Below are 19161 nucleotides of genomic sequence, written 5' to 3'. Positions count from 1 at the left end.
CCGCAATCCATCTTTCAACCTTTTACAATTCAACATGGAAACTGCAACCCATTCCGCCTTCCTCACCCACTGGACCTATAACCAACTTGTAACTATGGGCGTGCCCGAAACCACGGCAATTTACCTGAACATGCTGCTGTTGTTTACCGTGGTGCTCCTGCTGGTGTATGCGGCCGGTACTGTCTCTAGGAAACTGATGGTGGGCGCTGCGCAGAAGTTCTCCAGCAGAACGACTACCCAGTTCGATGATTTACTTATCCGCAACAACGTGTTCACCCACCTGGCCAAGGTGGTGCCGCTTATCATTGTGGTGCAGGCGCTGCCCCTTGTTTTCGCTGATTTCCCGGCCTGGATAAAGCCGCTGCGCACGCTCACCGATGTGTACACCGTGCTGCTCTCCATCTGGGTAATCCGGGCTTTCCTGCGCACGATAAAGGATTTCATGAAGGGCACCGACCTCTTCCGGGATAAGCCCGTGGACAGTTTCCTGCAGGTCATTTCCATCTTTTTATACTTTGTGGGCGGCCTGCTGATTTTCTCGCTGCTGACGGGCAAGGAAGTATGGGCCTTTATCACGGCCATGGGCGCGGCCTCAGCCATACTTCTGCTTGTGTTTAAGGACACCATCCTGGGCTTTGTGGCCAGCATCCAGGTTTCCACCAACGATATGGTACGCATCGGCGACTGGATTACGATGGAAAAGTATGGCGCCGACGGCGATGTGATAGAGATAAACCTGACCACCGTGAAGGTGCAGAACTGGGACAAGACCATCACCACCATCCCCACCTACTACCTTATCTCAGACTCGTTTAAGAACTGGCGCGGCATGCAGCGCACGGGCGGCAGGCGCATTAAACGCTCCATTCACCTGAAAATCTCCAGCATCAAGTACCTCTCTCAGGATGATATCAAGCGATTGAGCAAGATTCAGCTTATCCAAAAGTACCTGGAGGAGCGCAACGAGCAGATAAACACCTATAACAAGGAGAACGAGATAGACAAAAGCCTGCTCATCAACGGCCGTAACCTGACCAACGCAGGCGTTTTCAGGGCTTACGCCAGTGCCTATATCGAGAAGAACCAGTTTGTGCACAAGGAGCTCACGATGATGGTGCGCCAGCTGGAGCCCACCACCACCGGCATGCCGATAGAGCTCTATGTGTTTGCCAACGATGTGCGCTGGGCGTACTATGAGGGCATTATGGCAGATATCTTCGACCACTTGCTGGCAGCGGTCAAGTACTTCGACCTGGAAGTGTTTGAGCACCCGGCAGCCGATGATATGCGCTACCTGAGTAATTCCCTGGCTGGCACACGCATGCCGGGCTATGTGGCGGAGGCCATGCAGAATTAAGGCAGGATATTTGCAAATGCAGCCGCAGCAAGCGCTCCTTTGGGTGCTTGCTGTTTTGCTATCAGACTGAAATGAACCCGAAAAGCCCCGACCGCTACAAATACCTGTACCTGCTGCTCTTCCTGCTGCTGCTCACGGCCTGCGTGGTGCGCCCCCTGGACCGCACCCCTTACCAGCAGTCGGACTACTACCAGGAAACCATCAGCGACCTGCACGAAACCCCGGCTATCATAAGCCACGGCGACACGGTGCAGGTAGGCTGGGCGAAAGTGAACATTACGCCGCCTGTGGGCACGCCGCTGGCCGGCTATGGCAAGCGCATGGGCATGGCCTATGAGCAGGTGCACGATTCGGCTTGGGCGCGTACGTTTGCCTTCAGCAATGGCCAGACAGAGGCCTACTACGTGGCCCTGGACCTGCTGATTGTACCGATGGAGGTGCTGCAGGAGCTGGAGAAAGTATACCCGGCGCTGGGCCTGAAGCCGGAGCAAGTATACCTGACCGCCACCCACAGCCATACCAGCTTCGGGGGTTGGGGAAAGAAGTTGGGCATCAAGCTGATGTCGGGTAAGTATGATGAAGAGCTGGTGGAGCGGCTGGCACAGCAGATTGTGCAAAGTATAAAGCTTGCCCGCCAGCAGTTGCAGCCCACCAAAATTGGTTTCGGCAGCACGAGCGCCGCCAGCCTGGTGAAAAACCGCCTGCTCGACGACCCGGACAACCCTTATTACCAAGAGCGCCTGCAAAACCGCGATACCGAGCTGCGTTTCCTCAAGTTTGAGCGCCCGGATGGCAGCATGGCCATACTTTCCGTTTTCTCGGCGCACCCTACTATTTTGCCTTCCGACGACCCGACCCTCTCCCGCGATTACCCGGGCGTGTTGGTAGATGCGCTGGAAGAGCGCGTGGACTTCGCCTCTTTCTCGGCCGGCGCGGTGGGCAGCCACAGCACCGTATACTTTGAGGGCGATACTTTTGAAAGCACCGAGGCAGTGGGCGATCGGCTGGCAAAACTGCTGCGGGAGGAGCTGCGGCGTGTAGAGCCGAAGTATGTTTCCACGCTGGGCTACGGACGCGTGGAGCTGGAGCTGCCAAAACCCAGCTGGCGCATCGGCAAGGGATGGCGGATGGCCCCCTTCCTCTTCAACAGCATATTTGGCGAGCACCCGGCTTACGTGACCAGCTTGCAGGTGGGCGATGTGGTGTTTCTGGGCGCACCTGCCGATTACTCCGGTGAGTTTGTGGCCGGTATCGCGGCGCAGGCACAGCAACAGGGCCAGCAGGCGATTGTCACGAGCTTTAACGGAGGCTATATCGGCTACATCACGCCCGATAAATACTACAACCTGAAGGAGTATGAAACCCGCAGCATGAACTTCTTCGGCCCCTACAGCGGCAGCTACCTGACTGAGATCATGCTCCGGCAACTGCAACAGCACCAGCCACAGTAAAAGTATACTTTGGCACCTCTCATCAGGCTTTAAGACGGGCTCTTATTTCGCTGCCATGCAGCCATCTGCGCATTAGTATGTGTAGCTGTGCAAGAAAGATATTTGGCTTTTTTCACATAATCTTCGTCATAGTACAAAAATAACATGTAAAAGTATCCTGCAGTCCTATATTATTCTTTTTATAGTCATAAACATTACTGCAGCAAATCGGTTTAACAAGTATAGAAGGGTGAGATACACCCTTCGCAGTTGTACAATTTAGCTTACATGTTATGGAACCGATTACTTTTGATATAACCAACGTGCTCTTCCTGACACTGGTAGGACTGTACCTGGTGCTGCTGGGAGTGATACTGGCGTACGTATACTTCGATGCCGAGCAACGCGGTCTGAATGGTTTGATCATAACCCTGCTGACGTTCTTCTCCGGCACGATAGCCGGTGCACTTGCCTGGTTGCTCTTAAGGCCTAAGCTAAAGCCGCAGCCCATACCTGTCAAAAAGTAAGGCACCGGAGCCTCTGATGAAGCCGGCACTCGAAGCTAACTTAATTTCGGGTGCCGGCTTTTTGGTGCCCTGATTGCAGCATTTAACAAATGGCACTAAATATTTTGCCCCATGCAACCCTTCGCCCCTGTACCGGGGTCTGTGTAGTAGATAAAAGCTAAAATTATTCTGTACATTAGAACCAACTCTTTTACACGTCATTCTACCATGAAGACTACCGTAACATCGTTTTTGCTGCTGCTGTTTGCCTCGGCCACCCTTTCCTCCTGCGAGAGCTGCGGCGATATTACCATCACAGAACCCACCGTTGAGGACACCAAATGGCTGGTGTACGGCCAGAACGACACCGCTCTGTTTAAAATAACCGACGGAGGTACAGTTGATACCCTTACCTATCTGCGCACCGGAACCTATGTGCAGAACGTGCCCGGCGCGGGCTACTCCATCAACGACGAGTGCATCGACAAGCGCGACACGCAGCTGACCAACATCATCGAAGACAAGGAACGTAAACTGCCTTACATGGGCACTTACATCCTGAAAAAACCAGACTCCCTGATTGTAAAAATCGGAGTGGGCAGCAAAGTTGCCTGGGAAATTAAAAACACTGATGTACCTCAACCAGTACAAGTTAATGGCGATGATTACAATGCGTATGTCTATACCGCCACTCCAACCGCCGACAATGACCCTAAATTGGTATACTTCAACAAGGAGTATGGCTTCTTGAGAGTGGAGCTGAAGAACGGTAAAACGCTGGAGCTTATTGAGCTGAAAACCAAGACAACTCCTTAAGGCCTAAAAGCTGCCGCATAAATCAGAAAGTATAAAGGGCCTCCGGTGCTGGTGCATCCGGAGGCCCTTCTTGTTTTAAAATCCTATACTTTGGGTTGTTTATACTTTCTTGTAGTGCTTTTCCTCGCTATTTATCTCGCGCAGCACCTCTAAGGCTGTACTTACGTGCTCCAACGGCTTGGTCATGGAGTTGAAGATGTAGCGCAGTACCCCTTCCTTGTCGATGATGTAGGTAACGCGGCCCGGCAGCAGCCCCAGCTTGCGCGGCACTTTGTACAGCTTCCGGATTTGACCGTCTTTGTCGCTGAGCAGCGTGAAGGGTAGTTTGTACGCCTTCTCAAACTTCTGGTGCGATGCCACAGAGTCTGAACTGATGCCTATTACCTCGGCCCCCTGCTCCTGAAACACCTCGTACTGGTCGCGGAACTCGCAGGCTTGTTTGGTGCAACCGGGTGTGCTGTCTTTTGGGTAAAAGTACAGCACAATGTTTTTCTTCCCGATAAGGTCATACAGGCGAAAAAAGCCCCCGTCCTGGCGCTCCAGCTCAAAGTCAGGCACTTTGTCTCCTACCTTTATGGCTTCCTCTTTCATACGTGTTGCGATAAGTTTTAAAATGTATAACCTGCTTACAGGCAAAAAGTTCGGTGCAAAGGTAATACCACAAACCTCAGAAACTAAAAGAAGCAGCGCTTTATTAAGTATAGGCACAAGAATGTGGTGTGAAGGATTTTGGGCATCTTTGCTACTATGTTACCAAGCCCCAGCATTAACGTTATCATCCCGGCCTACAACGAGGAGCAATCCATCGCCCAGGTGGTGCGGGATATCCCTGCAGGTTTTGTGGCGGATGTGATTGTGGTGAACAACAACTCCACCGACAGCACCGCCGAGGTTGCCGCCGCCGCAGGCGCCACCGTGCTGCACGAGCCCAATCCCGGCTACGGGAACGCCTGCCTCAAGGGTATTGCCTACGCTGCCGGCAAGCCCGCAGCATTGCGCCCCGACATCATCGTTTTTCTGGACGGCGACTACTCGGACTACCCCGAGGAGATGGTGCAGCTGGTGCAGCCCATTGTGCAGGGGCAGGCCGACATGGTAATTGGCTCCAGGGCGCTGGGGCAGCGCGAAAGCGGCTCCATGATGCCGCAGCAGATTTTCGGTAACTGGCTGGCCACCACCCTTATCCGCTTCCTTTACGGCGCGCGGTTCACCGACCTTGGCCCCTTCCGGGCGATAAAACTGGAAACGCTGCAGGCCCTGGGCATGCGCGACCGCAACTATGGCTGGACGGTGGAGATGCAGGCAAAGGCCGCCAAACAGAAAGTAAAGTATACGGAGCTGCCCGTGTCGTACCGCAGGCGCATCGGCGTGTCCAAGGTTTCGGGCACCGTAAAGGGTACAGTCATGGCCGGGTATAAAATCATACTTACTATATTTAGATACCTGTAGGCGCCTTTCGCCGTATCGGGTAAAATTAAGGTAGCAGAAGCCCAGTAACGTATGGTAGCCGCAAAGAGCAACGCACTTAGCTATGCAGCCCTCGCTGTTTCGGCGGCGGCGTATGTGGTGCTGGCCTATGCCACCCCACGCACTGATTTCACCCAGCTGCTACTGCTCTACACCGCCGCTTTTATCGCTTACCTGCAGCTCAACAGGCAGCGCCTTAACCTGCGGCACAGCCTTGTAGCGGCTATACTTTTCCGGCTCATCTTTCTGTTCGCCACCCCTGCCCTAACCGACGATTTTTTCCGCTTTGTGTGGGATGGAAGGCTGCTGGCTGCAGGGATAAACCCATACTTATACCTGCCCACTTTCCTGATGCAGCCGGAGGCGCCGCAGGTGCCGGGCATTACGCAGGAGTTGTTCGCGCAGCTCAATTCCCAGAACTATTACAGCGTATACCCGCCGGTGTCGCAGGCGGTGTTCTGGCTAGCGGCGCAGCTCTCTCCCAACAGTATACTGGGCAGTGTGGTGGTGATGCGGCTTATACTTCTGCTGGCCGAGGCGGGAAGTATACTGCTGCTCTGGCGCCTGCTCCGCAAAATGGCCCTGCCCGAAAAGCACGTGCTGCTCTACGCCCTCAACCCCTTGGTGATAATTGAGCTGGTGGGCAACCTGCACTTCGAGGCCCTGATGATCTTCTTCCTGCTGCTGGCGCTCTACCAGCTATTTTACCACCGGCTGGTGTGGTCGGGCTTTGCCTTTGGCCTGGCGATTGGCGCCAAGCTGCTGCCGCTCATGTTTCTGCCCTTCGTGCTGCGCAAGCTGGGGTGGCGGCAGTTTATACTTTACGGCACCGTGGTGCTGATAACGGTGGTGGCCCAGTTTGCGCCGCTCGTAAACCTGCAGGTGCTGCAGAACATCTCCCAGAGCCTGGATTTATACTTCCAGAAGTTTGAGTTTAACGCCAGCATTTACTACCTGCTGCGCTGGCTGGGCTTCCGGCTGGTGGGCTACAACGCCATTGCCCTGATTGGCCCCCTGCTCTCGCTGGTTACTTTCATCGCCATTCTAAGTATGGCCTCGGTTAAAAAGCTGGGCTCGGTGAGGAGGTTGGCCGGCTACATGGCAGCGGCCCTGACAGTATACTTGCTGCTTTCCACCACGGTGCATCCCTGGTACCTGACCACGCTGCTGGCCCTGACCGTGATGAGCCACTTCCGCTTCGCCATTACCTGGACGGGGCTGGCCATACTTTCCTACGCCACCTACCGCACCCCTGCCTACCGCGAGGACCTGCTGCTCGTGGCGCTGGAGTATAGCCTGGTGCTGCTATGGCTTGTGGTGGAGTTATACCTCTACCGCCAGCGCCGCCACCACACCAACCTGAATGGGTAAAGTATAAAGAGAATTAATTATATTTAGGGGGGCGTATTCGTTTTGCCGCTGAACCTGGCTTTGCAGGCGGAATAGGCGTTGCGTTTGTATCTACCTAACGACACGATCACATGCAGTATATCCCTGCGCTAAGTTCCATACTTTCCCCGGAGCACCTGGCAGCGTTTGTTATCAGGCAATACGGATTTGCGCAGGACACCACTTGCCGGATCCTAAAAACCGGCATCAACCATACGTACCTGGTCTCCACTCCTGATAAAAAGTATGTGTTCAGGGTTTACTTCCTCGACTGGAAAACCGAAACTGAAATTGCCGAAGAGCTGAGCCTATTAACCTATTTAAAAGGGCAAGGCATCCCGGTTTCATATCCCATCCAGGATAAAAGCTCTGTTTACATACAGCTACTAAGCGCTGTTGAAGGGAAGCGTTTCGGCGTTTTATTCTCCTTTGCAGAGGGAGAATCTATCAGAAATCCGTGCGAGCAGGTTTGCTATCACCTCGGCACCACCATGGCCAAACTGCATCAGACAACGGTGAACAAAACCTTGAACCGCAAAAAGTATGATGCGGAAACACTTGCCGGCTGGGCTTATGAGCTATCCCGGAACCACTTCCTATCCACCTCGGACGAGATGCAGTACCTGGAGCGGGCGAGCCTGCTGGTATCCTCAGTGTTTGAAAAAGCAGACTCAGACAATCTCAGGAATGGCGTTGTTCACCTGGATTTGTGGTATGAGAACATGAAAATCAAGGATGCGGCTCACATCACCATCTTCGACTTCGACAACTGTGGCAACGGGTGGCTGTTCCTGGATATGGCGTATAGTGTTATGCTTTTTTTCAGAAATGAGCCGGATAAAGAGGTATTTATAAAGAAGCGGGACAGCTTTTTCAGGGGGTATGAGTCCGTTACCAGCATCACAGAAGAGGAAAAGAGGCTGATTCCGTATGGCGGCCTGGCTATCTGGCTTTACTACCACGGGATTCATGTGCAGCGGTTCAATGATTTCTCCAACCAGTTTCTCAGCGAGGACTTTCTGAAATACTGGCTCCAGACCGTGAACCAGTGGATGCTGTTCCATAACATTAAAATTTAAGCGCATCTAACATGAGAGCTGCTTAGTTTATACTTCCCTCACCCTGAAAACAAAGTATACATGATAGATTCTACGCTGCTGTTTGCCGTTGTCGCTGGTATTGCGCTGCTGCTCTTGCTGATTTTATACTTCAGGCTGCAGGCGTTTCTGTCGCTGCTCATTGCCAGCATTGCGGTGGGCCTGCTGGCGGGTATGCCTGCTGCGGATATCATCCTCAACATTCAGCAGGGCATGGGCAGCACCCTCGGGTTTATCGCTGTGGTGGTGGGCCTGGGTGCCATGTTCGGCGCTATCCTGGAAAGCTCGGGCGGGGTGCAGTCGCTGGCGGCATTTATACTTCAGAAAACCGGCGAGAAACGCGCCTCTTGGGCACTGGCAGTTACGGGCTTTCTGGTAAGTATACCGGTTTTCTTTGATGTGGCTTTTGTGATTCTGGTGCCGGTGGTGTATGCGCTGCAGAAGAAAACAGGACGCTCGCTGCTGTTTTATGGCTTGCCCCTGCTCGCCGGACTGGCCGTGACGCATGCGTTTATACCGCCTACGCCCGGTCCTGTGGCCGTAGCCGATATATTGGGGGCAGATTTGGGGATGGTGATTGCAGCGGGGTTTATGGCAGGAATCCCTGCCACCATCGTGGCCGGACCGCTTTTTGCCAGCTTCATCTCCAGGAGAATGCACATCAAAACACCTGCTTCGTTTATCGAGGCAGAGGCCACTCCGCAAAAACTTCCCTCTCCGGGCATGATCCTGGGTTTGCTTGGCCTCCCCCTGCTGCTCATCCTGATGAACACCTACCTGGACAGTCCGCTTGGTGCCGGCATTCCGCTTACCGATACTTCCAAAAGCTGGATAAAAATGCTGGGGCATCCTTTTGTGGCGCTTATCCTGGCAAACCTGCTGGCCTGGTACCTGCTGGGCCTAAAACGAGGCTTCAGCCGCCAGGATTTGCTCTCCATCACTTCCAGTTCCTTAGCTCCGGCAGGTATGATTATACTTATAACCGGGGCGGGTGGCGTGTTTAAGCAGATACTCACAGAAACCGGGGCGGGCAAAATGCTGGCCGAGGTGATGACAAGCTACGGCCTATCCGCCTTCCTGTTCGCTTTCCTGACGGCAGCCGCCATCCGCATTCTGCAGGGCTCCTCCACGGTGGCCATGATCACCGCAGCCGGCATGACGGCTGCTTTCCTGGAAGGCACTGCCACCAGCGACATGCACCGCGCCCTGATGGTGATCGCCATCGCGTCCGGGGCAAGCATACTTTCGCACGTAAACGACAGCGGCTTCTGGCTGGTGAGCAAATACTTTGGCCTGACCGAGCGCCAAACCCTCCGCTCCTGGACCGTCATGACCACGCTGATTGCGCTTACCGGTTTTCTGATGGTGCTGCTGCTAAGTATGGTTCTTTAAAAGAAAGTATAAACATACGCAGCGGATGCGGCTTAAACGCTGAAAATGCTGCCCGGATATACAAGTATAACAGCCCCATGCTTCACTCAACTGCCTGGTTTCGGCTGCCGCCGTGTCCTGCCAAAGCTTTTATCACAGGCCTGCCGTATATGTACTGAGCACACGACAATTCAGGCGCAAAGGGACTAAGCGAAGCATAAGGTAATTACTATACTTTCTTTGGCTTGGCTCGTGCGCCTTGCATAGTATAACACCAAAACCGGCATCTATGGAAAACGATGACAAGTATAAAATTCCGGCAGCAACCTACATTGGGCACGTGCACCTGAAGGTGGCAGACCTGCAGCGCTCCATCGACTTTTACTGCGGGCTGCTCGGGTTCGAGATAACGACGATGTACGGGAAAGATGCTGCCTTTATCTCCGCCGGAGGTTACCACCACCACCTGGGCCTGAACGTGTGGTACAGCAAAAACGGCCCTCCTGCCCCCAGAAATTCAGCAGGATTATTCCATACAGCCATCCTCTACCCTACCCGTAAAGACCTGGCTACCATTCTGAAGCGGCTCGTGGATGCCGGCTACCCGCTGACGGGCGCCTCCGACCACGGCGTATCAGAAGCCATCTACCTCAATGACCCGGACCAAAATGGCGTGGAACTGTACTGGGACAGGCCCAAGGACCAATGGCCGCAGAAGCCGGATGGCTCCCTGGACATGTACACCCACCCGCTTGATGTAGCCGGCCTGTTGGGTGAGTTGGAGAAATAGCTTTAGCCTGAAGTAAAATCATACTTCAGGCTAAAGCGAAACAGACCTCTCTCGGAGATATACACAAGTATAAAAAATCATGTTCCTTGCTATGGACTCGGGCTTCATGATAAACCACTAATAACCTATCTACTCCTCCCCCATGTCCTTCAGCGGGTGCGTTAGGAAATCATTTAGCGGTTTTAGCATCCTGAAAGACTCCAGCACCAGTTGCAGGAAATCCGGGCGCAGCACTTGTTCATCTGATAGCGGCATCACGGCATTCCAGCTCTTGAAGCGCAGGTAGTGGATGGCCGGGTTGTCCTTTTCGTAGCCTTTCGGAGTGGTTTTGAGCTGCTCCCCTTCTATCTCCCCAAACCGGGTCTTAAATTCCGCGGCCTCTACGATGCGCTTAAACTCCTCCAGGTTATAGTCCAGCTCCTGCCGCACGGCCTTTAGCTCAGCAGCCGGCGGGTACCAGAGGCCTCCTGCCAGGAATGACCGGTTATCGCCGGCCAGGTGCAGGTAATAGCCTGGAAGTACGGATTTGCGGCCTCCCTCTGCCACATAGGCGCCAAAGTGGTCTTTATAAGGACGTTTGTCGTTGGAGAAGCGCACGTCGCGGTAGATCCGGAAAACTGTGTCTTTGCCCTGCTGCCCTCGGGCGGCGGGTTCGAAGTGCTCCATTTCCCGCAACAGTTCATCCAGAAAGCTCAGGTAATTTTTGCGTGCCTTCTCGTAACGTGGCTTGTGCTCGTTAAACCACTCACGCGTGTTGTTCCGCGACAGGTCTGCCAGAAAAGTTAGGGTGTGCTTATCAATGGTGGATGTCATTTTATACTTGGTTGTTGAGGGATATATGTCATTTTTAATGCTTTGCAAAGCTACTACCTTAGCCGGATATGAAAAAGAGAACACCGATGGCAGGCAGAAGCGTTGCAACGTATACTTTAACAGACACAACTCTGTTCCGCATGCTCAACTTACTGCACATACTTTTATTCATCCTGGCCGGGGTGGCAAGGGTGTTTGCGCAGGGGCAGGAGCAGCCAAGCTATGCCCCTTACAGCAAAGCACGCATGGAGCAGGCCATACTTCGGTACGAGTCCATCGCCCAGTCTGACCACTGGCACACTTTCCCCGACACCCTCCTGCTACGCCCCGGCGACAGCAGCCTGTTTGTCGCGCAACTGCAGGACAATCTCCTGCTCACCGGCGATTTACCGCTGGACTCTTCTTACAACACCCCGGAGTATACTTCAGGGCTGAGCACGGCGGTAAAGCTTTTCCAGCGCCGCCACGGACTCAAACCCGATGGCGTTGTTGGCCCAAACACAGTGGCTGCCCTCAACGTGCCCCCCGCCAGGCGGCTGGAGCAGCTGCGCATCAACCTCACCCGCTACGATTCCACGTTTGTAAAAGAGCAGGAGCCCTATGCTGTGATAAACCTGCCGGAGTATAAAATGCTGGTGGTGGACAGCGGCCGGGTGTACCTGCAGATGCGGGTGGTGATTGGCAAGCCTACGCTAAAAACATACCCCATCCACTCCAAGCTCGACATGGTGGTGCTGAACCCGTACTGGCAGGTGCCCACGTCTATCGCCGTGAACGAGATTGTGCCTATACTCCGGCGCAATCCCGGTTACCTGTCTAAAAAGAACATGATACTGGAGCGCAACGACAACGGCAGCTGGGTGCGTGTCAACCCCGCGGAGGTGGACTGGCAAAGTATAAACCGGGCCAACTTTAACTACCGCATCACGCAGCTAAGCGGACTGGACAACGAGTTGGGCCAGGTGAAGTTCCCGTTCCCGAACCGCCTGCCGCAGTACCTCCACGACACCCAGGCCAAGGCGCTTTTCAACCATCCGCACCGCGACTTTAGCCATGGCTGCGTGCGCCTGGAAAAACCAGTGGAACTGGCGTATTACCTGCTCAGGCGCGGTTCCGGTTATACGACCGAGGGAGTGGATAAACTGTGGGTGCAGGGTAAGCCGAACCACTACGTGCGTGTTAGAAAGCCCATACCGTTGCACATCGTATACTTCACTTCCTGGGTAAACGAGCAGATGGAGGTGCATTTCCGGGAAGATGTGTACGGCTACGACGCCTTGCTGGAAAAGCAGCAAATCCAGGAAGCCAATCAGCAGAAAGTAATTTCTTTGACCGAATGATTTAGTCTGTTCAAAGTATACTTATGGCTGTAGCTTGGTGCTGGAAGAGGCAGGCTGCAGCTGTTCAAGTATAAAATTGTTAGCTGAAGAGTTCAACTGATTTCTGTTTACTCTCAAACCCACCCCTGACCCCTCCGAGGAGGGGAATAGAACACGCTGGCGCGGGTTTGCAGCCCGTGCCTTATTTATGAGGTCGGACTTGTAATCCGACTGGGCCGGAGGCCCAACGATGGCCGGTCACGAGCGTGGACGCTCGCGCCATATAAAGCAAGTTTACCAGAATGAAACGCTCTTACTCCTTGGAGAAATAGGGGTGGGCATCTACTGGAAAAGTATAAAGAAGCACTATCCTACAACCCAAAGCTGCGCAGCAACTCCTCATCCAGATCTTCCACCTGGTCGATGTCGGAGAGGCGGGGCAAAAGCGCGTATGACAGGTGCAGGCGCTGGAGGTCCTGGATAGTTTCGGAGAACACACGCTCAGTGCTCCAGTGCTTGTTCTGGAAAAGCTGCGGGTACAGGCAGTTCATCCCTAGCAGGTAATAGCCGCCGTCCAGAGCTGGTCCGATCACTACTTCGTGCGTTTCCAGCTCCTTGTAGGCGCGCATAATTATTTCTGGTGTCAGCTGCAGGCAGTCGCTCCCGATGATGACTACCGACGTATAGCCCTCCAGAAAAGCATCAGCAAAGGCAGCCTGCATGCGCGCTCCTAAGTCGCCTTCCGCCTGCTCGCGTTTTTTGTAGCGGCTGTTGTGCCATACATCCTGTTCCTGTACGCCACCAGCATAGTATACCAGCTTCTCTACCGGCAGATCCTGTGTTACTTGTTTGGTGTGTTGCAACAGGTGCAGGTATACTTCCAATGCCGTTTCAGGGCCTACAGAGGCAGCCAGCCGGGTTTTTACCTTACCCAACTCCGGGTTGCGCACAAACAGCAACAGCAGCTTACTCTTTTCCATATACTTTCTCCCCTTTCTGCAGCCACACTCCCCAGGTTTTGGAGTAGGCGTGTACTTTGTTTGTTCTGCCCTGGCTGTTGTGCACAGCATACCCGCGGTTCACCCACTCAAACAAGCCGCCGTACAGGTTGCGCACTTTGGTAAAGCCGGCCGCTTTCAGCAGCTCCCCCACCCGCTCGCTACGGTAGCCAACCGAGCAGTATACTACAATCGGCGTGTCTTTGGGCACCTCCTGCAGCGCATCTACATCAAAGGTTTCATAATCCATAAACCGGGCGCCCTTCAGATGACTCACCTCATACTCCTCCCGCTGCCGCGTGTCTATCAGCAGGGGCTTTACAGCATCGAAGGTGAGGGCAGTTCTAAGCTCAAGCGGGTCTATCGTGGGCACTGTTTTTTGGTAAAGCCCCTCCAGCATCAGCACGTATGCCCTGTCTGTGGATTGCCCACAGGCTTGCAACAAGGTTAGCCAGCATAAGGCACAGAAAAGCAGCAGTTTCTTCAAAGCGACCTTAACTAAAGTATGATTTTAACAATGGCATCAAATCTTGCTTAGTACCTGAAAAGCAACAGGTTGCAAGATTTACTCTCCAAATCTAAGCATTTTTAACATCAATCGTATGCAAAACTTAAACCGGCCGCAAATGTTATCCATGTCAGGGCGGACAGGCTGCTTTACGCACGATTGTTCGGCCCGGGTGCGCCACGATGCGTATATTTACACCGCAACCTGAAGAAATAAAACTATGCCGATAGAAACCGTTAATCCAGCCACCGGCGAGGTAGTGAAAACCTTTACGCCACATACTTCGGAGGAAGTAAATCAGAAAATTGAGGCCGCTGAAGAAGCCTTCCGGAGCTGGCGCCACACCAGCTTCGAAGAGCGTGCAACCTACATGAACAGACAGGCCGAGATCCTGGAAAACGAAGCGGAAAAGTATGGCCGGATCATTTCGCTGGAGATGGGAAAGCCGCTGAAAGAAGCTATCGGCGAGGTCAGAAAATGCGCGCTGGCCTGCCGCTACTATGCTGAGAACGCCGCTGATTTTCTGGCTGACGAAGAGGTAGAAACGAAGGCCAATCGCAGCCTGATTGCTTTTGAGCCGCTGGGCGTGGTGCTGGCCATTATGCCCTGGAACTTCCCTTTCTGGCAGGCTTACCGGTTTCTGGCCCCGGCGCTGATGGCTGGCAACGTGGGCTTGCTCAAGCATGCTTCCAATGTGCCGCAATGTGCCCTGGCTATAGAAGAGATTGTGCGCAAAGCCGGCTTCCCCGACAACGTTTTCCAGACCTTGCTCATTGGCTCGAAGGAGGTGAATGCGGTGATAGAGCACCCTCATGTGAAGGCGGTAACCCTGACAGGCAGTGAAGGCGCGGGCGCGAAGGTAGCAGAGAAAGCCGGACAGGAGATAAAGAAGACCGTGCTGGAGCTGGGCGGCAGCGACGCCTTTATAGTGCTGGAGGATGCCGACCTGGACAAAGCCGCTGAAACCGCGGTGAAGTCGAGGATGGTGAACGGGGGCCAGAGCTGTATTGCAGCCAAGCGTTTCATTGTGGTGGAAAGTATAGCCGAGCAGTTTCTGCAGAAGTTCAGGGAGAAAATGCAGGCCCTAAAAACCGGTGACCCGCTGAAAGACGAGATTGACTTTGGCCCCCTGGCACGCGTGGACCTGGCCGAGGATCTGGAAAAACAGGTGCGGCAATCTGTAGAGCAGGGAGCTGAGGTAGTGCTTGATGGCGGCCGCGAGAGCAAGGACAGCGCCTACTTTAAGCCGATGATTCTGAAGAACGTGAGGCCCGGCATGCCCGCCTACGAGGAGGAAATGTTTGGCCCCGTGGCCGCCGTGATGGTGGTAAAAGACGAGGAAGAGGCCATTCAGGTAGCCAACGACTCCCGCTTCGGGCTGGGCGGCGCCGTCTGGACGCAGGACAAGGAGCGCGGTTTGCGCGTAGCCCGCAAGGTAGAGACCGGCGCCATGTTCGTCAATGCTATAGTAGCCTCCTCGCCCGAAATGCCGTTTGGTGGTATCAAAAAGTCCGGTTACGGCCGCGAACTGTCCTACCTGGGCATCCGCGAGTTTGTAAACCAGAAGAGTATTTGGGTGGAGTAGATTAAAAACCGCCAGCCCTAAATACAGGGGAGGGAGTGTACTTTACCAGGTCCAACCACCCCTAACCCCTCAGAGCTACGCTCGCTACCTTCGAACTCCCGTTCTCGGTAGTCTAAGGTGGGGAGTCTGTAGCTGCTCTAGCCAAAGTATGAATTCCATAGCCTCAGTCCTTGTGCGGACAGGTCGCGACCTGTCCGCACAAGGTATAAACCCACCCCAGCCCCTCCCAAGAGGGGAATTTATATTTACCATTTTCCATGTCCTCTCGAACGCATTGAGAGATTCTAATCAAATCTCTCCCAATGGTCGAGATAACAGCAGAGGCAGTGGCTATCGTACATTATCCCAGCCTTTGGGTTGAGCGCCTTGTAGATTTCTGGTTTCGCTTCAGCGAAATTGTGACGTTAGGAGCAAAGGAAATGTACACCGCGCGATGCCCGAAGGCGAGCCCTCCCGGCCTAGGAGGGAGCCAAGTTAGAGATGCAACGTTAGGTTAGTAGGAACTAGAGAAAGAACGGGAGCTAGCAAGGATAGCTTGTGTCCAGTTACAGGAAGCAGTGGCTATGAAAGTATAAACTGGTAAGCATAAAAAGTATGGCCAAAGTATGAGTATGGCTCTTCAAGTTAGTTAAGTTGCAACCTCGCCGGCGGGGGGAACAGCCGCGACTAGCGGCACAAGCGGATGCTTACACCAAGAAATAAACTCGAAAAGTTAACTATACCCCAACACCTTATACACTACAAACCCCGCTATTTCATGAATTAAGTGGTGCCAGTTCTCGAAGGCGACGGCGCTGGGCATGAAAGTATAATCCGGGGTAAAAATAGGCTCGGAGGAATAGAAATCAGTGGGGTAGCTGTCGAAGGTGACACCTACTTTGCGGAAACAGCCCTCGGAGCGGCGCATGTGGAAGGCAGAGGTGACCAGCAGCACTTTCTTCCAGCTGGGGTGTTGCGCCAGCACTTGGGCAGCATACACGGCATTCTCACGTGTATTGACGGCGCCGGTCTCTACAATGAGGTCTTTCTCGGGCACACCAGCCAGCAGCAGCACGCGCTTCAGTTGCTCCGCCTCCGGCACCATCTCGTCCATCAAAAAGCCCTTGCCACCGGTTATCAGAATCTTATTCACCTTACCCAGGCGGTAGAGCTGCAGGGTGTGCAGAAAGCGGTCGGCCCCCTTGTTGGTGTGCACACGGTCGGTGATGTCGGGTTTAAAGGAAGTAACGCCTGTTAGCACCACAGCCACGTCATAGTTGCCCACCTCACTTACCGGCACCGGTTTGGCCTCCCAGGCACGCCAGGCCAGGTTAGCGAAAAACGGGTTGCTGAAAAACAGGAGCATCACCAGCGCACTCACCAGGCTAATGCGCCGCCATTTAACCGACTTCAGAAACACCGCCAGAAACAAAAGCGCGAGCACCCATACCAGGGGCATCAGCAGAAAATCAAGGGTCTTGGAAAGTATAAAGAACATGGCTCAGTAGAAAAGCCAAAGCACCACTAAGACAAAAGACGTAGGACAAAGGATGAAAGACTTTGCTGGAAAAGGCACTCTGCACAAGTATAGCCGTTTAAGGTGCATACCAGTTCAGATTGCCTCAATCAGAAGTCCTTTGTCATACTTTCATTTGTCGCCCCAACTATCCTTGGGGAAACTGTTCCGTGTCAGGGTTTATACTTTGGCGGCGGCAAGTTAGAAAAGTATGGCCAAAGTATAAAGTATGGCCTATACTCACAGAAACTTCCGCACCAGCCACATCACCAGTGAGAGCAGGATGCTGAGCAGGATCATGCTGGTGATGGGCGCGTAGAAGCGCATGTTCTTTTTCTCTACCCGTATGTCGCCGGGCAGGTGACCGAACCAGCTGAACTTGTCGCCGGCCAGCCACACGACCAAGCCGATTACGACAAGTATAACTCCCAGTATAACAATAATTTTCCCAATTGGCTGCATCCTATCTGCGTTGCTTCAGCTCCAATATACGGCTTCGGCTAAAACCCTGCCCGCACGCCCAGCGCAAAACTCACAATATCCCAGGCGGTAAGCGTAGGGTCTTTCACGGCCGAGGTCACAATCAGGTCGTAAGTACCAATCTCGCCGTAGAGCGTCAATTCTTTTATACTTCGGCTGTTGGGGATGGGGCGGTGCAGCTCGGCACCAAGCCCGCCAGTCAGGCGCAGGCTGCTCGTCCACCAGTAGTAGTTCTTGGGGTAAGAGCTGTCCCAGGAGGTCGAAAACTGGTCGCGGAAGTAGTAGCTCAGGCCCATGTTCAGGCGAAGGGGCGTGAGTTTATACTTGTCGCTTAGCTCCACGCGCTTAATAGGCTTATAAATGCCCCGGATAGTGAGCAGGTGCAACACCTCCTCGGCATCGAACTTGGGCACAAAGCCATAGAGCAGTTCCGCATTCACTTTGCCATCAGAGAAACTGTAGTTCGGCCCCACGGCAAACATGCCTACGTTTCCGGCAAACTGAAGCGTCACCGCGTCGGGCGCGTACCATTTTCGGGAGGTAGTCGTGGTATCCTCCTGTGCCAACGTATAAAACGGCAGGCTCAGAAGGCAGGCGATAGATACTAGTAATTTTATCTGCATAAAGGGATGAGGCTAAATTAAAACACGCTGAAAGCTGACCTTACCTCCAATCACCGTGAACACGATGTACTCCAGTTTCTCGGTGGCAGCGGTTTCCAGCACCGGCACCCCCTCTCCGAACGGAAAGTGCAGCTTGTAGCCGTGGTTGTGGCCGTGGAGGGAGTAGGTCACGTTATATTGGTTCATCAACTGCCCATAGCGCACGCCGTTTTCCTCCCCAAACTCTTTGTTGGTAGGCGGGATGTGGGAGATGACAAAGATGTTCTCAGACTCCTGCGCAGCTTGCAGTTCGCCCTCCAGCCAGTCCAGGTCAGGCACCTTTTTATCGAACTCGAGGTAGTTGGTGTTGAGAAGTATAAACCGGGAGTTGCCCACCGTAAAGCTCAGGTCGTAGTCGCCGTACATGGCTGAGAAGACCTGCTTGCCGTTGTTGATGGCGTCGTGGTTGCCCACCACGGCCAGGTACGGTACCTTGAGCGTCTTAAAATCCTGGTGCACAAGCCGGAACTCCTTCGTCAGGCCAAAGTCCGTCAAATCGCCCCCGATAAGCACAAAGTCGATGTCGTCGCGCTGGTTGATGTGCGCCACCAGTTGCTCATTCTCGGCATAAAAGCCCTGGGTGTCGGCCGTAAGTATAAACCGCAGCGTGTCGGATGCGGTCAGGCCCAGGTCATGGATGCGTGCCAGATTCCGCGCGTTGATGTTCTTTTCGTCCTCGCGCAGCCTAATCTCGTAGGGGCTGTACTCAAACTCTTCGCAAGCCTGCCCCAGCAGCCCCAGCGATAATATACCCGCAGCTATAAAACCGCGGCTATACTTGTTATTGATAGGAAGCATGTATTATTCTGTAGTAGTCTTTCATCCGGTTTTACATTCACAAAGGGCGCAATGTTTAGCACTAAAGGCCTTAATAGTAGCACTATACTCTCAATCAGTTGGTTGCAGTCTTAGGTTTATACTTTACCCTAGCCGTTTTTATACTTCGTATACGATGTGCATCCTTAACCATCCATCCAGATAAATGTTTACACATTCACTTCCGCGGCGGGCAGGTTTATGTGGGGATAATATTCGCAGATGCGGTATAAAAACGTTAAATTTGGATTCTGTTTATCAC

Annotated in this window: 19 protein-coding genes; 11 read left to right on the top strand and 8 right to left on the bottom strand. The window is 53.5% G+C overall.

The genetic code is table 11. The features are described 5' to 3' along the window. Positions 1-34 precede the first annotated feature (34 nt). From BM040_RS15095 to BM040_RS15080, 4 genes are all read left to right on the top strand, one after another. The gene (locus tag BM040_RS15095; RefSeq protein ID WP_092103279.1) at positions 35-1357 is read left to right on the top strand and encodes a mechanosensitive ion channel family protein; all 1323 of its coding nucleotides are present in this window, start codon (positions 35-37) and stop codon (positions 1355-1357) included. Between the two features lie 71 nt (positions 1358-1428). Beyond that, positions 1429-2808: a neutral/alkaline non-lysosomal ceramidase N-terminal domain-containing protein gene (locus BM040_RS15090; RefSeq protein ID WP_092103276.1), complete on the top strand. Its 1380-nt coding sequence runs from the start codon at positions 1429-1431 to the stop codon at positions 2806-2808. Between the two features lie 272 nt (positions 2809-3080). Continuing rightward, a complete protein-coding gene (locus tag BM040_RS15085; RefSeq protein WP_092103274.1) occupies positions 3081-3314 on the top strand; it encodes a hypothetical protein in 234 nt (77 codons plus the stop codon). Between the two features lie 207 nt (positions 3315-3521). Next, complete coding sequence (locus BM040_RS15080) at positions 3522-4109, top strand: hypothetical protein (protein ID WP_092103271.1); 588 nt, start codon at positions 3522-3524, stop codon at positions 4107-4109. A gap of 99 nt (positions 4110-4208) precedes the next feature. Here the strand turns inward: BM040_RS15080 and BM040_RS15075 are convergent, their stop codons facing one another. Further along, on the bottom strand, positions 4209-4700 hold the full coding sequence (locus BM040_RS15075) for a peroxiredoxin (protein ID WP_092103269.1): 492 nt from the start codon (positions 4698-4700) through the stop codon (positions 4209-4211). A 156-nt stretch (positions 4701-4856) separates the two neighbouring features. Between BM040_RS15075 and BM040_RS15070 the strand changes: the two genes are divergently transcribed. The 5 genes from BM040_RS15070 (at position 4857) to BM040_RS15050 (ending at position 10223) form a co-directional block, all read left to right on the top strand. Next, on the top strand, positions 4857-5558 hold the full coding sequence (locus BM040_RS15070; protein ID WP_092103787.1) for a glycosyltransferase family 2 protein: 702 nt from the start codon (positions 4857-4859) through the stop codon (positions 5556-5558). 51 nt (positions 5559-5609) lie between these two features. Beyond that, a complete protein-coding gene (locus tag BM040_RS15065; RefSeq protein ID WP_092103267.1) occupies positions 5610-6947 on the top strand; it encodes an MptA/MptB family glycosyltransferase in 1338 nt (445 codons plus the stop codon). Between the two features lie 110 nt (positions 6948-7057). Continuing rightward, positions 7058-8044, top strand: coding sequence for a phosphotransferase (locus BM040_RS15060; protein ID WP_092103265.1), 987 nt, complete (start codon positions 7058-7060; stop codon positions 8042-8044). A 60-nt stretch (positions 8045-8104) separates the two neighbouring features. After that, entirely contained in the window at positions 8105-9454 is a 1350-nt protein-coding gene (locus BM040_RS15055; RefSeq protein WP_092103263.1) for a GntP family permease, read from the top strand. A gap of 268 nt (positions 9455-9722) precedes the next feature. Next, positions 9723-10223, top strand: coding sequence for a VOC family protein (locus BM040_RS15050; RefSeq protein WP_092103261.1), 501 nt, complete (start codon positions 9723-9725; stop codon positions 10221-10223). 129 nt (positions 10224-10352) lie between these two features. Here the strand turns inward: BM040_RS15050 and BM040_RS15045 are convergent, their stop codons facing one another. Then, positions 10353-11036 (bottom strand): DUF2461 domain-containing protein, encoded by a 684-nt coding sequence (locus BM040_RS15045; RefSeq protein ID WP_092103259.1) that lies wholly within the window; start codon positions 11034-11036, stop codon positions 10353-10355. Positions 11037-11104: 68 nt separating this feature from the next. On the opposite strand from BM040_RS15045, the gene BM040_RS15040 reads away from it, so the two are divergent. Continuing rightward, a complete protein-coding gene (locus BM040_RS15040) occupies positions 11105-12376 on the top strand; it encodes a L,D-transpeptidase family protein (protein ID WP_092103257.1) in 1272 nt (423 codons plus the stop codon). Positions 12377-12726: 350 nt separating this feature from the next. On the opposite strand, the gene BM040_RS15035 is transcribed toward BM040_RS15040, so the two are convergent. Then, on the bottom strand, positions 12727-13335 hold the full coding sequence (locus tag BM040_RS15035) for a TIGR04282 family arsenosugar biosynthesis glycosyltransferase (protein ID WP_092103254.1): 609 nt from the start codon (positions 13333-13335) through the stop codon (positions 12727-12729). Next, entirely contained in the window at positions 13322-13798 is a 477-nt protein-coding gene (locus tag BM040_RS15030) for a rhodanese-like domain-containing protein (RefSeq protein ID WP_245756234.1), read from the bottom strand. The genes BM040_RS15035 and BM040_RS15030 overlap by 14 nt, the downstream gene beginning before the upstream one ends. 283 nt (positions 13799-14081) lie before the next feature. Between BM040_RS15030 and BM040_RS15025 the strand changes: the two genes are divergently transcribed. Then, positions 14082-15446 carry an NAD-dependent succinate-semialdehyde dehydrogenase gene (locus tag BM040_RS15025; protein WP_092103252.1) on the top strand — a complete coding sequence of 455 codons (1365 nt, stop codon included), beginning with the start codon at positions 14082-14084 and terminating at the stop codon, positions 15444-15446. A gap of 712 nt (positions 15447-16158) precedes the next feature. Here the strand turns inward: BM040_RS15025 and BM040_RS15020 are convergent. The 4 genes from BM040_RS15020 to BM040_RS15005 form a co-directional block, all read right to left on the bottom strand. Then, a complete protein-coding gene (locus BM040_RS15020; protein ID WP_092103250.1) occupies positions 16159-16923 on the bottom strand; it encodes a YdcF family protein in 765 nt (254 codons plus the stop codon). 258 nt (positions 16924-17181) lie between these two features. Next, positions 17182-17403 carry a DUF2905 domain-containing protein gene (locus tag BM040_RS15015; RefSeq protein ID WP_092103248.1) on the bottom strand — a complete coding sequence of 74 codons (222 nt, stop codon included), beginning with the start codon at positions 17401-17403 and terminating at the stop codon, positions 17182-17184. Between the two features lie 38 nt (positions 17404-17441). Further along, entirely contained in the window at positions 17442-18044 is a 603-nt protein-coding gene (locus BM040_RS15010; protein WP_092103246.1) for a hypothetical protein, read from the bottom strand. Positions 18045-18056: 12 nt separating this feature from the next. Then, positions 18057-18881: a metallophosphoesterase family protein gene (locus BM040_RS15005; RefSeq protein ID WP_092103244.1), complete on the bottom strand. Its 825-nt coding sequence runs from the start codon at positions 18879-18881 to the stop codon at positions 18057-18059. Between the last annotated feature and the right edge of the window lie 280 nt (positions 18882-19161).

Source organism: Pontibacter chinhatensis (genome assembly GCF_900113285.1).
Taxonomy (GTDB): Bacteria; Bacteroidota; Bacteroidia; order Cytophagales; family Hymenobacteraceae; genus Pontibacter; species Pontibacter chinhatensis.
This window is presented reverse-complemented; position numbering and strand designations above follow the sequence as displayed.